Annotated in this window: 16 protein-coding genes; 9 read left to right on the forward strand and 7 right to left on the reverse strand. The window is 56.4% G+C overall.

Annotated features, from left to right (window positions below; all coding sequences use genetic code 11):
- Positions 1 to 72: 72 nt before the first annotated feature.
- From VFA09_00300 to rpsF, 4 genes are all read right to left on the reverse strand, one after another.
- Positions 73 to 1,545 (reverse strand): peptidylprolyl isomerase, encoded by a 1,473-nt coding sequence (locus tag VFA09_00300; GenBank protein ID HZU65689.1) that lies wholly within the window; start codon positions 1,543 to 1,545, stop codon positions 73 to 75.
- Positions 1,546 to 1,699: 154 nt separating this feature from the next.
- Positions 1,700 to 1,912, reverse strand: a complete 213-nt coding sequence (gene rpsR / locus VFA09_00305; protein HZU65690.1) for a 30S ribosomal protein S18 — start codon at positions 1,910 to 1,912, stop codon at positions 1,700 to 1,702.
- A 124-nt stretch (positions 1,913 to 2,036) separates the two neighbouring features.
- Positions 2,037 to 2,450, reverse strand: a complete 414-nt coding sequence (locus VFA09_00310; GenBank protein ID HZU65691.1) for a single-stranded DNA-binding protein — start codon at positions 2,448 to 2,450, stop codon at positions 2,037 to 2,039.
- A 103-nt stretch (positions 2,451 to 2,553) separates the two neighbouring features.
- Positions 2,554 to 3,105 (reverse strand): 30S ribosomal protein S6, encoded by a 552-nt coding sequence (gene rpsF, locus VFA09_00315; GenBank protein HZU65692.1) that lies wholly within the window; start codon positions 3,103 to 3,105, stop codon positions 2,554 to 2,556.
- Positions 3,106 to 3,541: 436 nt separating this feature from the next.
- Between rpsF and VFA09_00320 the strand changes: the two genes are divergently transcribed.
- The 4 genes from VFA09_00320 to VFA09_00335 all read left to right on the forward strand — a co-directional run bounded on the left by VFA09_00320 (position 3,542) and on the right by VFA09_00335 (position 7,048).
- Complete coding sequence (locus VFA09_00320; protein HZU65693.1) at positions 3,542 to 5,308, forward strand: hypothetical protein; 1,767 nt, start codon at positions 3,542 to 3,544, stop codon at positions 5,306 to 5,308.
- A 257-nt stretch (positions 5,309 to 5,565) separates the two neighbouring features.
- Entirely contained in the window at positions 5,566 to 5,769 is a 204-nt protein-coding gene (gene rpmI, locus VFA09_00325) for a 50S ribosomal protein L35 (protein HZU65694.1), read from the forward strand.
- A gap of 64 nt (positions 5,770 to 5,833) precedes the next feature.
- A complete protein-coding gene (gene rplT / locus VFA09_00330) occupies positions 5,834 to 6,190 on the forward strand; it encodes a 50S ribosomal protein L20 (GenBank protein HZU65695.1) in 357 nt (118 codons plus the stop codon).
- A 21-nt stretch (positions 6,191 to 6,211) separates the two neighbouring features.
- Positions 6,212 to 7,048 carry an RNA methyltransferase gene (locus tag VFA09_00335; GenBank protein ID HZU65696.1) on the forward strand — a complete coding sequence of 279 codons (837 nt, stop codon included), beginning with the start codon at positions 6,212 to 6,214 and terminating at the stop codon, positions 7,046 to 7,048.
- Here the strand turns inward: VFA09_00335 and VFA09_00340 are convergent.
- Both VFA09_00340 and VFA09_00345 read right to left on the reverse strand, forming a co-directional pair.
- Entirely contained in the window at positions 7,043 to 7,552 is a 510-nt protein-coding gene (locus VFA09_00340; GenBank protein ID HZU65697.1) for an HIT domain-containing protein, read from the reverse strand. The genes VFA09_00335 and VFA09_00340 overlap by 6 nt on opposite strands.
- A gap of 69 nt (positions 7,553 to 7,621) precedes the next feature.
- The gene (locus VFA09_00345) at positions 7,622 to 7,987 is read right to left on the reverse strand and encodes a helix-turn-helix domain-containing protein (protein ID HZU65698.1); all 366 of its coding nucleotides are present in this window, start codon (positions 7,985 to 7,987) and stop codon (positions 7,622 to 7,624) included.
- Positions 7,988 to 8,313: 326 nt separating this feature from the next.
- On the opposite strand from VFA09_00345, the gene VFA09_00350 reads away from it, so the two are divergent.
- From VFA09_00350 to VFA09_00370, 5 genes are all read left to right on the forward strand, one after another.
- Positions 8,314 to 9,234 (forward strand): trypsin-like peptidase domain-containing protein, encoded by a 921-nt coding sequence (locus tag VFA09_00350; GenBank protein ID HZU65699.1) that lies wholly within the window; start codon positions 8,314 to 8,316, stop codon positions 9,232 to 9,234.
- A 128-nt stretch (positions 9,235 to 9,362) separates the two neighbouring features.
- Positions 9,363 to 10,313 (forward strand): trypsin-like peptidase domain-containing protein, encoded by a 951-nt coding sequence (locus VFA09_00355; protein HZU65700.1) that lies wholly within the window; start codon positions 9,363 to 9,365, stop codon positions 10,311 to 10,313.
- Positions 10,310 to 10,954: a response regulator transcription factor gene (locus VFA09_00360; GenBank protein HZU65701.1), complete on the forward strand. Its 645-nt coding sequence runs from the start codon at positions 10,310 to 10,312 to the stop codon at positions 10,952 to 10,954. The genes VFA09_00355 and VFA09_00360 overlap by 4 nt, the downstream gene beginning before the upstream one ends.
- Positions 10,955 to 11,012: 58 nt before the next feature.
- The gene (locus tag VFA09_00365; GenBank protein ID HZU65702.1) at positions 11,013 to 12,656 is read left to right on the forward strand and encodes an MFS transporter; all 1,644 of its coding nucleotides are present in this window, start codon (positions 11,013 to 11,015) and stop codon (positions 12,654 to 12,656) included.
- Between the two features lie 171 nt (positions 12,657 to 12,827).
- Positions 12,828 to 13,085 carry a UBP-type zinc finger domain-containing protein gene (locus VFA09_00370; protein HZU65703.1) on the forward strand — a complete coding sequence of 86 codons (258 nt, stop codon included), beginning with the start codon at positions 12,828 to 12,830 and terminating at the stop codon, positions 13,083 to 13,085.
- Between the two features lie 70 nt (positions 13,086 to 13,155).
- On the opposite strand, the gene VFA09_00375 is transcribed toward VFA09_00370, so the two are convergent.
- Positions 13,156 to 13,659: a hypothetical protein gene (locus VFA09_00375; protein HZU65704.1), complete on the reverse strand. Its 504-nt coding sequence runs from the start codon at positions 13,657 to 13,659 to the stop codon at positions 13,156 to 13,158.
- Positions 13,660 to 13,904: the final 245 nt, after the last annotated feature.

Here is a 13,904-nt window from a genome sequence, read left to right on the forward strand (position 1 = left end):
ATGTCATTCTGAGCGCAGCGAAGAATCCCTCGCACAGGTATCCCAGGTGCCCTTCCTGCGCACATTATTCGATTACGGCCCGGAGCTTCCGCCACTGCCGGGGGCAGGCGCTCCAGGAACGCTACTGGCGGGCGCGGCGGCAGGCAATACCGAGGCCGGCGGCAGGTTCGACGGATCGGTCAGCATATTTTGATCAATAGGCGTGATCTTCGTTGTGGGCAGCGCCTCCTGCTCGAGCAGCCAATCCTGCAAGGCGTTGGCCTTCAACGTTTGTAGCGTTGACGCATCGATGGGACGGGATGGATCAATGCCCAGAATTTGCAGGATATGGGGGGAACCATTCTCCATCAAAATGGGGCTGATCTCGTTGATTGTGCGCCTGGGGTCAAACAGCCAGTTGTCGATAACACCATTGTCGTCCTGGTTGGCGAATTGGCCGCGAGCCAGCCAGCCGAGATCGCCGCCCTTCGTATTGGTGTTGGTATCCTGCGAATACTTTTTCGCAAGAGCCGCGAAGCTCTGGCCCTTTTGCAAATCCGCGAGTACCTGTTTGGCAATAGCCATCGTCTGAAGCGTCATCGTGCGCGCCAGAACCTGGTAGGCGGGTGAAACGATCTGCGACGCGAGGTAATTCTGCATGTTATCGTGACGCAGTTGAATGGTGAGCATCGCGCGCAAATTATCATCGCTGATCCCCATCTGCTTGAGGAATCCGCTGTAGTTGCCCGAACCTGGCTCGTTGGCTTTCAGGTCATTTAACGCTTTATTGACAGCAGTGGCGCCAGGATTGATCTTATTCTGGATGGCCGGGCTTTGCGTCACGAGCCATTCACGAATGAGTTCATCGTCTTGCAGCAGGTTAACGCTTTCGGTGCCGAGCGATGATTGTGTGAAACCCTGTTGCTCGATAGGAATGTCATTCTGCTGGATATTCGTGAACTGCGAGTTCAGGCTCTGGTGGGCCGTCTGAGCATTTTTCAGTATGAGCTGGTCGGCCTTCAACTCATTCTCGAGAATAGTGCGCTGAGTGCTGGGGCCGGCAGGGAGTGCCTTTATCTGCTTATTCAGGTTGGCAATCTGAGTCGTTTCCTTGCTAATGACCGCAAGTTGATCGGCATCCAGGCTCTCCAGGTGCTGGCTCTCGGCGGTCAGCCCATGCGGCCCGTAGAGCTTATTGACCTCAAGCTGTGTTTGTAGCGCCAGCATCTGGCGATACTCAGATTGTGGAATCGGGTGTCCGTTAACGCTGGTAATAGTAAGGCCGGGAATAATAATATTGTTATCAATCCAGAAGCCCGCGACGGTGCCTATCAGAACTAATATGATGAGGCCGGTAATAGCCCATGTAGCGCGGGTTTGAAATTTGACCTTTTCGGTATGGGACAGGTGCTTGCCCCATCCAAAAATAAGAGGCTTCCCATCACGCCTTGTACTGATGTGGGCTGTTTGCCTGCGATATTTTTTCGATTTGGTTTTGGTTTTCGCTGAGCGCGGTGATCGCTGGCTTTCGGGCCGCTGCGCTGGACGCTCTGTCGAACTTTTCATGGTACTCCCCTTTTACTCAAGGCGATGACTGGCATTCACCTGCAGAACGCATGAATACAGTAAAGATAATGCCGCTCCTGGCCGGATTGTTTCATCCAGAAAGAGGACGGTCTTATCTTTACTGTATAGTACGTCATGTCGAACTGCTCTTACTCTACATACCGCGCATATGTTCGGCAGTGTAAGGCAACAGTGCCATATGCCGCGCTTGCTTCAGCGCCACGCTAAGGCGGCGCTGGTGTTTAGCGCAGGTTCCCGTCTTGCGGCGGGGTTCGATTTTGCCACGATCAGAGATGTAGCGTTTCATGAAACGGCTCGCATCCTTGTAATCGATCTCGCGCACGTGATCGTGACAAAACTGGCATATTTTCCGGCGAGAAGTGCGCTCGCCACGCCCGCCCGCTCGCTCGCGGCGCGGAGCTCCTTCAGATCGTCTTTGCACGAACAAATCTCCTCTATGTCTCCCCTAAAAAGGAATCTCCTCGGGGTCTCTAGGGAAGGTCGTCCGGGTAGTCGGGAAGAAAGGGATCGCGGTCGTCCGCGCTCCCTGCCGAATAGCTCTCCGCATTACCGGCTGCGGACTTCGAGTCAAGCATCTTCATATCGTTGGCGATTACATCGATTGCGGTACGCTCCACACCGTTTCTGTCGGTGTACTTGCGCGTCTGCAGACGACCCTCGATATACACTTTAGAGCCTTTGTGCAGGTACCGCTCGCATGTTTCGGCAAGCCTGTTCCAGGCAACGATATTGAACCACTCGGTCTCTTCCTTACGCTCACCTGTACTTGTTTTCGTATACCGGTTAACAGCGAGCGAGAACTTCGTGACAGGAGTGCCTTCCTGGGTGACATTCAACTCGGGGTCTTTTCCCAGGTTCCCGATAAGCATGATTTTGTTTAACATGATCAGTCTATTCCTTTCAACGTTGTAAACGCTGAGACAACTCCTCCACTGAGATCGCTTGAACTACTCTTCTCCGCTCTACCCGGACGTTTCCCAATACTAACTACGCTTCGCTGCTCTCTTCGTCTTCTTCCAAAGCGGGTGGCACGTATGTCAGATCCTCTTCAGTCAGCGCGGGCGCCTCTTCGTCGGGCGAGTACACTGCCATCTCATCCTCTGCTTCAACCGGGGCTGGCGTTGCTGCTTCCGCTTCGCTTTCCGCGCCCGCAGTTGCGCGAGCGGCGGCCTTCGCCTGGGCAGCTGCGGCTGCGGCAGCTTCTCGAGCCTCACGCTCCGCGCGCTCCTCGCGTTCCTTCTGTACGGCCTTGGGATCACGCCTCGTAATTAAGTGCCGGAGGACCTCCTCAGAAACCCTGAGATTGCGATCCAGTTCAAGCACGGTCTCGGGGGCCAGAATCATATCGATGAACACGTAATTACCATCACGATGGTGTTGGATGGGGTATGCCAGACGGCGCCGTCCCCACTGATTAATCTTCACTACCTGACCATCATGGCTGTTGATAATTTGTTCGATGCGCTCTAGAATAGAGCGTGTCTGTTCTTCGTTGACTTCGGGGTTGAGAATGAAACCCAGTTCATAATCACGCCTCACGAAGCCACCTCCTTCCTTTGGGTTTGCTTCCGGTCACGTCCGCTGGCGCGAATGCGATCAGGCATTCGACATTACGACGGCCGGAGCAGGTGGAGTACCGGCATTGCTTGCATGTTTGTTTGATATGATGCCGGAACTGGTTTCTGCCGCAACATGCCGCGGCTTTTACGTTTATTGCATTGCGGCCACCTTTCTGGGGTGGAAACACCCCGCTATTATAGCATTATTGTTTACTTATGACAATAGAGCCGGCTATCTTCTAGTGAGATATTCACTTGCTCATTCTTTCTATACATCTCGAATGCGGAAATGCGGAACAACCGCGAAATTTTGGGGGCAAGAGCGAGTCAGCATACTTCCGCATTGACAACTATCAATACAATAGCTCATACTTGTGAATGAAAAAGATCAGCAGGTTACTGTGAGCGAGGAACACATGCAACGGCGGCCTGAGAATCACGCAGCACGCGCGATACGCACGCGAAGGACACAGCCTTCGCTTCCGGTAAACACATTACCCACGGCTCCGCAGGTCGTGCCAGAACAACAAAACCGCGCGACGCCACAACCGCCCATCAAGAAACGCCCTAATCTTGCCCGGCGTGTCGCCTGGAAACTGGCCGGTTGGGGAGTGCTGCTGGCCATACTCTATTTCGCCCTTTATCCGCTGCTGGCCGGAGCTATCCCGGGCCGCACAACGGCGAAACAGGCGTTGTATGCCATCTTTCCCTGGCTGCCGCGTCTTTACTGGACAACCCTGGCCCCCATTCTCGCGCAGGGCCTGAGCAGGCTTCCTCCATTCAATTTGACCAGCAATGGCCCTGGCAGCTATGCCAACCTGCTCCTCGCGGTGCTGGCGCTGGCTTTCATCATCCTGCTGTTCTGCGTGCGCGCCGGCAGTAGGGTGGCGAAGGAGAAACTTTCGCGCCAGGACGCCCAACGTATTTTCTTCGTGATATTCGCCTTCACAGTCCTCTTCAGCATCATTTTTGTCGTGGCTCCAGCTGTGCAATCGCAAGACGTATTTTTGTATAGCGCATACGGGCGCATAGTGGCAGTGGAGCGCCTGAATCCGTATGTACTCCAGGGGGCTATTGCCAGAACAGTTGGCGGCAGTGCTCCCTATGGCCCGCTCTGGATTGATTTAACGCTGCCGCCGGCCCTACTATCTCACGGTAATGCCGGCATTAGCCTGCTCGCATTTCGCCTGGTGGCGCTGCTGGCGCACCTGGCAAATACGCTGCTGATATGGTCGATCCTCGCGCGGCTCAAGCCACAGACGCGCATTTCCGGCACGCTCCTGTATGCGTGGAACCCACTAATACTCCTGCTGGGCATCGGCGAGATGCATAGTATAATCGTGGTCGCGCTGTTCATCCTGCTCTCGGTTTACCTCTTGCAACGCAAATCCAACATGCTGAGCTGGGTATTCCTGTTGCTGGCAGTGTTGATCAATCCGGTATGCCTGCTCCTGTTCCCGCTTGCCCTGCGCCTGCTATGGAAAGAATCGCGCGCGCTGGGACGCGGACTGCGCGTGCTGTGGTGGCTTGCCCTGCTCTGCCTTTCGGCGCTCATTGTCGTGCTGGCCTATTTCCCTTACCGCCAGGGCTGGAGTATAAGCGGTATGCTGGCAAATATAGGGAGCAACTTCTGGCCCAATAGTGCCGCCAATTCGCTGGATGCTGTGTTGCTGCATCTTCCGATAGCCTCTTCACCCGCGCTGGCCTGGATTATCGCTCCCCATCACTGGATGATTCTGGCGCTGGTCATAGCGGGTATCATGCTGCTCTTCGGACTCTGGCTGGTGGACACGCTGGAACTGGCCCTGTTCTTTGATAGCTGGCTATTCCTGATCTTCTTGCTGCTCGCGCCCGTAAACGCGCCGGAGTATATCCTGTTACCGCTGGCGCTGGCGATTGTTAGCGCGAGTCGCCCCACCATCCTGCTGGCAATACTGCTCGCGATGGGAGCAGCCCTGGAGTACTATTTCTTGCTCTGGCCATCGCCCTGGCCCGCGCTGGCTCTGGTCACGCTAGGATTACCCCTCCTGGCCTGGGGTTGGACGCTCTTTATTACCTCTTCCTGGCACATGGCCCATCCCGAGAATGAGGAGCCGCCGGTCAAGCCACCACCAGGGGGCTTCAGCTTCTCGCGTCCATCCTGGTCGCGTCCATCGCGCCCCTCCTGGCCCAGACGTGGTTAAAACTATTGCGCAATCCGGTCGAGTGTGCTATACTAGCTGCGCACGCGGGGTTTATTCCTGAAAAAGGCTTCTCTGCGCCTTTGACGGAACAAAAGTGGTGGCTCGAAATTGAGTTGGGGTCCATTCCTCCAATTACTCACCACCTGCACTGCCTCTCCTTTCTGCGTCTATGCACGCAAGCAGATGGATTTGCAGAAAATTACGAACTGATAGAAACCTGTGCCTTGCCCCGCCAGTTATGAAAGAGAAAGAAGAACATGAAGCAGAAACTGAAAACACACAAAGCTATGGCCAAGCGGGTCAAAGTGACCGGCTCCGGCAAATTCATGCGCCGTAAGGTTGCGCTCAACCACCTGCGCCGCAACAAATCACCTGAGGCCATCCGTTCGATGGACAAGAAGTTTCCACTGGCGACCGCCGATACGCGCCGCCTGAAACGCCTGCTCCCCTATTCTTTTTAGTTAGTTGGTTAACTCATTTGAAGTTTGCAGATGAAATGATTCGAACGGAGGAAAGTAAAAGACTATGCCAAGAGTAAAACGTGGCGTCCCAGCACACAAGAGGCATAAGAAAATTCTGAATATGGCCGAGGGCCACCGTGGTACGCGCAAGCGACTCTTCCGGCCCGCGCATGAATCCGTCATGCGCTCGATGGCCTACATGTATCGCGACCGCCGCAACCGCAAGCGCGACATGCGCCGCCTCTGGATCACGCGCATCAATGCCGCGGCTCGCATGCACGGCGTCAGCTACAGCAAGCTGATCCACGCCATCCATACCGCCAATATCGAGGTGGATCGCAAGATTCTCGCCGAGATGGCCGTCCGTGATGAAGCCGCTTTCACGGCGCTGGTAGAGAAGGCATTAGCAACAATCGTGTAGCAACCTGGGAACGCAATTTTCATGACACGGATTACCAGCCCTACCAATCCGCGTATTCGCAAGCTGCACGACCTGGATACAACGAGAGGCCGCAAAAAAAGCGGCCTCTTCTTCATGGAGGGTCCGCACCTGCTCGCGTCGTTGCTCGACGCCGATATTATGCCCCGCGAGGTCTATTACGCGCCTGAGTTGCTCTCGCGTACAGCCCAGGGTAGATCGCTGCTCGCCCGCCTCCTGCACGCGCCCACCTTGCATGAAGACCAGCTTATAGAGGTCAGCGAACGGGTAATTGAAACGCTGGGTGAGGCCCAGACATCGCAGGGTGTGATCAGCGTTCTGCCCTTAGACGCGCTCGACCCTGATCTTTTGCGAGCCAGGCGCGCCCCGGCGAAACGGCCCATCTTGCTCATCCTGGACAGCCTGGCCGACCCGGGTAACCTGGGTACGATACTGCGCACCGCATTAGCGGCCAACGCAGACGAGGTATTGCTCAGCCTCAACTGCGCGGACTGCCTCAGCCCAAAGGTGGTGCGCGCGGCAGCGGGAGCGCACGTGGCCCTGCCCGTGCGAGCCGACCTTCCCTGGGAAGACATCGAAGAGCGCGCCATACATCATTGTGGCAAAGAGAAACGTATCTTGCTGGCCGAAGCCGGAAGCCCATACCTCTACTACGAGCAAGATTTGACGCAGCCGCTGGCCCTGATTATCGGCAGCGAGGCACACGGTCCCTCACCGGAAGCACGCAGGCTGGCGACACGTATGATTTCCATTCCACTAGCGAATGGCGTGGAGTCGCTGAACGCGGCGATGGCGGCGGGGATTATTTTGTTCGAGGGGGTGAGGCAACAGAGGCTATGATTCTTTCACCTTCTCCAGCGCCTCCTTCAACTGCTCGTACACCACATCCAGGTGTTCTGGCATCACCTTGACATCCGCCAGCACTGGCATGAAGTTGGTATCGCCGTTCCAGCGCGGAACGACGTGCAGGTGCATGTGTTCGGCATAGCCGGCCCCTGCGACTTTGCCCTCGTTGATGCCCATGTTGAAGCCGTCGGGCTTCATGGCATAACGCAGCGCCTTCAAAGCTAGCTGCGCCTGCTCCATCAACTCGCTGAGCGTCGCGCTATCCAGCTTCTCGATGCTGCCTACATGTTGATAGGGCGCGATCATCAGGTGGCCGTTGTTGTATGGATAGAGGTTCAACATCATATAGCAGCGCTCGCCGCGGTACAGGATATGGTATTCGACATCGCGGTGAGCGGCAGGCTGCGCGCAAAAAATGCACTCGTGTTCTTTCTCGGTTGCCTGTGGTGTTTTGGGCGCGATATATTGCATGCGCCAGGGTGCCCATAAAGTTTCCATAGTGCTAGTATAGCACAATTCGGTTGGAAAAATTCATCAGAGTGGGGAACCACGCCAGGTAATCAGCGGTCAGGCCCCGGTAGGATTTTCCGGCAGCGGAATCCAGGATTCTGCCCAGTTGTGAATGGCATCCACGACAGGCTTAAGGTCTTGCCCCTTCTCGGTCAGGCGGTACTCGACACGCACGGGAATCTGGGGATAGACTGTGCGTTCAACGATGCCCTCTTCCTCCAATTCGCGCAGGCGGTCGCTCAGCACGCGGTCCGAAAGGCCGTCTACCGCGGAGGTAAGCTCGCAAAAGCGTTTTGGCCCGCTCATAAGAGCGTCCAGCAATAGTCCCGTCCAGCGCTTCCCTAATAGCTGAATAGCGTGTTCGTAGCGTGGGCACATCTGGTGCTGCGGTGATGTAGTTGTCTCTGTTGGCTTCGTCGCCATGGCTCCTTGTCTGCTCTTTCTGATCAAAAGTTGATCTTCTCAGCATTAGCTACCTTAACTATACCATATCTGCTGCTCTAACGCAAGGGACGCTACTATTAAAAAGTAAGCAATGATGCGCAACCCTTTTCAACCTGCTAAACTGCTCATTTATCCAGGTCATTACTAGCCGAATGGGTGATGCTGGCCCCCTCCATCGCGGCATATAGTAGGGGCGGAAGTGGATGTGGCGGGGACAGAGTTCTTACACGTGTAAGCCCCGCGGTCGTCCGCTCCTACGAACCATTTTGTATATGCACATTCAGTGTTACGAAAGAGAAGAGAAAATGGATCAATCAACCACAGCAACCTCTGAAACGAGCCTGTTGAAAACGCTTTCCGACCAGATGGCCGGTGCTGTCGCGCGCGTTGAGCCGGCACTGGTACTGGTCAATGGCCGCCCGCGCCAGCCAGCCAGTGGTATCGTCTACGCGCCTGACCTGGTGCTGACCGCCGATCACGTGCTTGAGCGCGAGGAAGACCTGACCATTCAGACGCACGATAAGCGCACCCTACCGGCGCAATTTGTGGGCCGTGACCTTGCTACCGACCTCGCGGTGTTACGCGTGACCGATCTCGGAATCGCAAAAGCCTCGTTCGCGGTGGAGACAGCGCGAGTCGGCCAGCTTGTGATGGCCGTTGGGCGTTCCGCGAGCGAGGGCACAATGGCAAGCGTGGGCATCGTCAGCGCGGTTGGTGGCCCGTTGCGCACCGGGCGCGGAGCCACGCTCGAACGCTTTATTCGTACCGACGCCACACCCTATCCTGGCTTCTCAGGAGGCCCCTTGATCGACTCGCAGGGAGACGTGCTGGGAGTCACTACCACCGGACTGGTGAACGGCATCGCGCTCGCCATACCTGCCTCCATCGCCACGAGCATTGCCGAAATCCTGGCGCAACAGGGCTACATCAAACGAGGCTACCTGGGCATCAGCAGCCAGCAGGTACAGCTTCCGCCTTCACAACGAGCGGGACGAGCGCAGGAGCAGGGATTATTGATTGTAAAAGTCGATGATGACAGCCCGGCGCAAAAAGCTGGACTGCTGCTCGGCGATATCCTGGTGGCATTGGATGGTCAGGCAGTAGATGACGCCGAGGAGCTGCGCCTTCTCCTGTCAAGCAACCGCGTCGGAAAGACGATACCCGTAGAGGTCATTCGCGGCGGCCAGCTTCAAACATTGCAGGTCACGGTTGGACAACGCTCGTAATTGCAGTACCCTTGACATCGCAGTACCCTCGAAAGGTCGTGGAAGGACATCGCTCCTGTCCCTCCTGGAGGGAGAGCATACACATCAGTTCCGAAACGGTCAAGCGGAAATGCAATAAGGACAAAAGCATGACACAAACAATTTTCGATACGACAGCGCCCGGGCCGCTATTGCCCGATGTGTTTTCCGCCGAGCTCATGCGGCTCATTGAGCGCGTGAAGCCCGGCATCGTGCAGGTGCGCAACGAGGGGCGTGGCGCTGGCACCGGCATTATCTGGCGCTCGGATGGCACGATTATCACCAATCATCACGTCGTGCCCAATGATGAGACTGGTATCCAGGTACATCTCGCGGACAATCGCGTGCTTGAGGCGAAGGTAATCGACCGCAATCCTAGATTAGACCTGGCAGCGCTCAAGGTGACCGCGGATAACCTGACCGCCTTGCCCGCGGGCGTTTCCTCGCGGCTGCGCGTGGGCGAGCTGGTCTTCGCGATTGGTCACCCATGGGGACAGCGCTGGGTTGCCACCGCCGGTATTGTGAGCGGCGTTGGCACACTTCAGGCAACCGGAGACGCTAAAACCCCGCAACATATCAAATCGGATGTACGCATCGCGCCGGGCTATTCGGGCGGTCCATTGCTCGATGCCTCGGGCCACGTCGTCGGCATCAACGCCATGATTTTCGGCGGCGACCTCGCGGTCTCCATCCCTGGCGATGTAGTCAGCAACTGGATCGGCGTTCAACGGCGCCAGATCGAGCTGAATTTTGAGGTGATGCCTGTCGAAATTCCGGCTAATTTGCGCAAGGGGATCGCCGCCGGTCGCGAAGCAGGCCTGCTGGTAGTCGGCTCCAATTTCAATGGCGCATCGGAACATGCCGGTTTATTCATTGGAGATGTGCTGCTCGGTGTACTGGATGGCAAAGTGGACATGCAACCCCTTGATGATGTAACCTCCCTGGTAGAAGGTCTGGCGCATCTCGATTCTGAAGCAAAGGTCGGATTCCAGATCATTCGTGGAGGCAACATTACCATGATCGAAGTACCGTTAAAGACTTTGGAGCGTACCCACGCATGATTCGCGTCTTCGTTCTCGCGCCGGCGCCTATGATGCGGGCAGGCTTGCAGACGATGCTCACAACCGCGGACATACAGGTGGTGGGCGAGTCCGCTGAGCCTGCCGGCCTCCTTGGCACTCTGCCGGATATCGATGTGCTTGTCGTGGCGGATGAAAAGACACTGGAAGACGTAGCACGCGCCATACGTTCAAGCCGGAGCGGAGATATAATAGCTATCGTCGCGCTATCGAATAGCGACGAGTATGCTGCATCGATACTGCGTTCCCTGTCACTATCTGGCTGGAGCATCGTACCGCTGGATGTTTCTACCGCGCAGCTGCAGGCGGTGATTGTGGCAGCCGCGCAGGGATTTGTTACATTGCCAGCGCCTGCCGCGGAGCGCATACTGGGGCAGTCAGGCCAGCGCGTACCCGTTGAGGCGATGCATATCGATGCTCCAGATGAGCCGCTCACATCGCGCGAACGAGAAGTACTGGAGATGCTAAGCCGCGGATTATCGAATAAGATGATCGCGCGCCGGCTTTCGATCAGCGAACACACGGTGAAATTTCACGTCTCATCGATTTATACCAAACTCGGTGCGGCAAGCCGGACAGATGCTGTCAGCCGTGGTGTGCGGCGCGGCTTGATCACCCTTTAGTCGATTTACTGAGATTCGCGAGAGTTGCGTGACACTACAGCACAATAAGGATCAAAACATGTCCCACATCCTGAAGCCGCCATGTGAAGACGGGGTTATCCAGGCTGCGCCGGAACCGAAAACCGTATCTGGCCGGCTAACCAGCACGGGGGCGGTGGCAACCGCTCTCGAGCGAACCGGCAATATCGGCCCCTGGGTTCTGCTAGCCACCATCCTGGGGTCGAGTATGGCCTTCATTGACGGCACCGTAGTCAATGTGGCGTTGCCGGTGCTGCAAACAGACTTGAGGGCAACAGTCGCGGACGTGCAGTGGGTTGTGGAAGCATATTCGCTCTTCCTCTCGGCCCTGATTCTGGTGGGAGGGTCGCTGGGCGATCTGTATGGACGCAAGCGCATCTTCGCCGCCGGCATCACGCTTTTCACCCTGGCCTCGGTAGTATGCGGCGTGGCTCCAACTATCACCTTCCTGATTATCGCGCGAGCAATTCAGGGTATTGGCGGCGCATTGCTGGTGCCCGGTAGCCTGGCCATCATCAGCGCGACGTTTGATAGCAAGCAGCGCGGGCAGGCGATAGGCACGTGGTCAGGCTTCACGTCGATCACTACGGTGCTGGGGCCGGTGCTGGGAGGATGGCTGGTGCAGAACGCTTCGTGGCGCTGGGTGTTCTTTATCAATGTGCCGGTGGCGGTGATTGTGTTGACCATTTTGTTCTGGCGCGTGCCGGAAAGCTACGGCGAGGAAACCAGCCGCCGGCTCGACTATCCCGGCGCGTTGCTGGCAACGTTGGGCCTGGGAGGCATTGTTTTCGGGCTGATCCAGGCCGGTAGCACCGGCTTCGGCGATCCCGAGGTACTGGTTGCCCTGGCAGTCGGCGCAATCGCGCTGGTTGCGTTCCTCACTGTGGAGGCGCGCAGCCGCGCTCCTATGGTACCCTTGAGTCTGTTCCGCTCGCCAACGTTCAGTGGCGCCAACCTGTTGACGCTCCTGCTGTATGCTGGACTGGGAGGGGCATTGTTCTTCGTACCGTTCAACCTTATCCGCGTGCAGGGCTATACTCCCACGGAAGCGGGAGCCGCTACCCTGCCTATGATCATCATCTTGTTCCTGCTATCGCGCTGGTCGGGCGGCCTTGTGAGTCGCTACGGCGCGAAGATCCCGTTGGTCGTCGGCCCGGTAATCGCGGCAGCAGGTTTCGCGCTTTTCGCGCGCCCCGATATTGGGGGCAGTTACTGGACAACGTTCTTTCCTGCCGCGGTCGTGCTGGGCCTGGGCATGGCAATCGCCGTTGCGCCGCTGACGACGGCGGTGATGGGCTCGGTGGGGCCGCAGCGGGCCGGCGTAGCCTCCGGCATCAATAATGCTGTATCGCGCACAGCCGGGCTGATCGCCATCGCTGTACTGGGGCTTGTGGTCCTGGCCGTCTTCGGTAACAGTCTCGACAGCCATCTGGCAACGCTCAGCGGCTCCATCTCACAGCAGGTTCTGCAAACGATTCACGCCCAACGAACCTTGCTGGTTGGCATACAAATACCATCCGGCATCAGTCGCCAATCGCACGCTGCTTTGCAGCAGGCTATCAATGAATCGTTCGTAGCGAGTTTTCGCGTCGCTATGTTCATTGCCTCCGGCCTTGCCCTGGCAAGTGCGCTGAGCGCCCTATTGCTGATCGAAGGGAAGCCAAAGAGCAACGTCCGCCCATAGGGGCCAATTCATCGGGCCAGCGCCGGTGATGAGTTTTCACCAGCAAAATCGGGAAGCAGCAGTGAATCGTGCGATTATCGGGAAGGAGCATGACACGACTGAGGCTGCCCGGATGACCGTTTCTGGGTGGTTAAATTCATTTACCGGCCACAACACACAAAGGAGATTTCTATGGCAAAGCAATGTACGCATCTTAACGAGATACGCGACGTCACACCGAGCGCTAATGGTTGTGAGGACTGTTTGAAAACGGGTGATACCTGGGTACACCTGCGCATCTGCCTGGAGTGCGGGCATGTTGGCTGCTGCGATTCCTCCAAAAATAAGCACGCCACCAAACATTTTCATGCCACACACCATCCCATTATCCAATCATTCCAGCCAGGCGAAGACTGGCGCTGGTGCTACGTTGACGAGATGATGGTTTAGGTTTTAGCCTGAAAATGGATGAAAAAATTTCTGCGCAGAAATTTTTTCATCCATTTTCAGGCCGCTCAAGCTAATCGTGAACGGTCTCGCTCTTCCACTCGCACGTTTCAGGAATGGCTTTCTTGAGCGCCTCGGCAAGGCTGTCGATATCCGTCACATCATCGCGATAGACTGCCCACGCCTTCGTCTTCTGTTCGGGAGTCGCGGGTTTGCGGTACACAATCACGCTGATGCGCTTCCCATTAGGAAAAAACTCCTCTTTGATGCGCGTTAAATCCTCCCAGCGCACCTCGATTACCTCGCCATTCTCACTCCGCTTCACAAGGGCCTCCGGTTCCAGGGTAATGGTGAATGGAACGGGAGCGATCATGCGCAGGAAGAGAATGAATCCAATAATGAGCAGCATCGCGACGATAGTACTGCCTATGGCGCCAGTCCCCTGGTGAATAGCGATTGCCAGCACGACGATGATGATGCCCGCGACGGCAATGATGGTGATATTTCGTTTGAGCGGGCTCAGACCTGGCCCGACAAAAACCTGGCCCTGCCCTTCTGTTGCAGCCTGTGTTGCCATACTACCTACCCTATCTGCTGTGCCTTTCACTGTGTTATGTATTGTAGCAAGAGGGAGTATGCAATGCAATAGTCCGGTGGCTGGTGATTCCCCAGGACTATTCGTATGAGACTGCAATATGATATACTGTTGCCGTTGTCCCAGTAGGACGTTATCCACCTTAGAGGCAGACGGTATAGTGCTAGTAGGAAATGCCAGGCCGGGAGTAAAAGGCTACATAGGCCAGACATGCTCTTGATTCCCAT

Source organism: Ktedonobacteraceae bacterium, assembly GCA_035653615.1.
Lineage (GTDB): Bacteria > Chloroflexota > Ktedonobacteria > Ktedonobacterales > Ktedonobacteraceae > DASRBN01.

Excerpts from the sequence above, each read along its gene's own strand:
- VFA09_00300 (HZU65689.1), bottom strand. The coding sequence starts at position 1,545 with ATGAAAAGTTCGACAGAGCGTCCAGCGCAGCGGCCCGAAAGCCAGCGA.
- VFA09_00310 (HZU65691.1), bottom strand. The coding sequence starts at position 2,450 with ATGTTAAACAAAATCATGCTTATCGGGAACCTGGGAAAAGACCCCGAG.
- VFA09_00320 (HZU65693.1), top strand. The coding sequence starts at position 3,542 with ATGCAACGGCGGCCTGAGAATCACGCAGCACGCGCGATACGCACGCGA.
- rpmI (HZU65694.1), top strand. The coding sequence starts at position 5,566 with ATGAAGCAGAAACTGAAAACACACAAAGCTATGGCCAAGCGGGTCAAA.
- rplT (HZU65695.1), top strand. The coding sequence starts at position 5,834 with ATGCCAAGAGTAAAACGTGGCGTCCCAGCACACAAGAGGCATAAGAAA.
- VFA09_00335 (HZU65696.1), top strand. The coding sequence starts at position 6,212 with ATGACACGGATTACCAGCCCTACCAATCCGCGTATTCGCAAGCTGCAC.
- VFA09_00340 (HZU65697.1), bottom strand. The coding sequence starts at position 7,552 with ATGGAAACTTTATGGGCACCCTGGCGCATGCAATATATCGCGCCCAAA.
- VFA09_00345 (HZU65698.1), bottom strand. The coding sequence starts at position 7,987 with ATGGCGACGAAGCCAACAGAGACAACTACATCACCGCAGCACCAGATG.
- VFA09_00350 (HZU65699.1), top strand. The coding sequence starts at position 8,314 with ATGGATCAATCAACCACAGCAACCTCTGAAACGAGCCTGTTGAAAACG.
- VFA09_00355 (HZU65700.1), top strand. The coding sequence starts at position 9,363 with ATGACACAAACAATTTTCGATACGACAGCGCCCGGGCCGCTATTGCCC.
- VFA09_00360 (HZU65701.1), top strand. The coding sequence starts at position 10,310 with ATGATTCGCGTCTTCGTTCTCGCGCCGGCGCCTATGATGCGGGCAGGC.
- VFA09_00365 (HZU65702.1), top strand. The coding sequence starts at position 11,013 with ATGTCCCACATCCTGAAGCCGCCATGTGAAGACGGGGTTATCCAGGCT.
- VFA09_00370 (HZU65703.1), top strand. The coding sequence starts at position 12,828 with ATGGCAAAGCAATGTACGCATCTTAACGAGATACGCGACGTCACACCG.
- VFA09_00375 (HZU65704.1), bottom strand. The coding sequence starts at position 13,659 with ATGGCAACACAGGCTGCAACAGAAGGGCAGGGCCAGGTTTTTGTCGGG.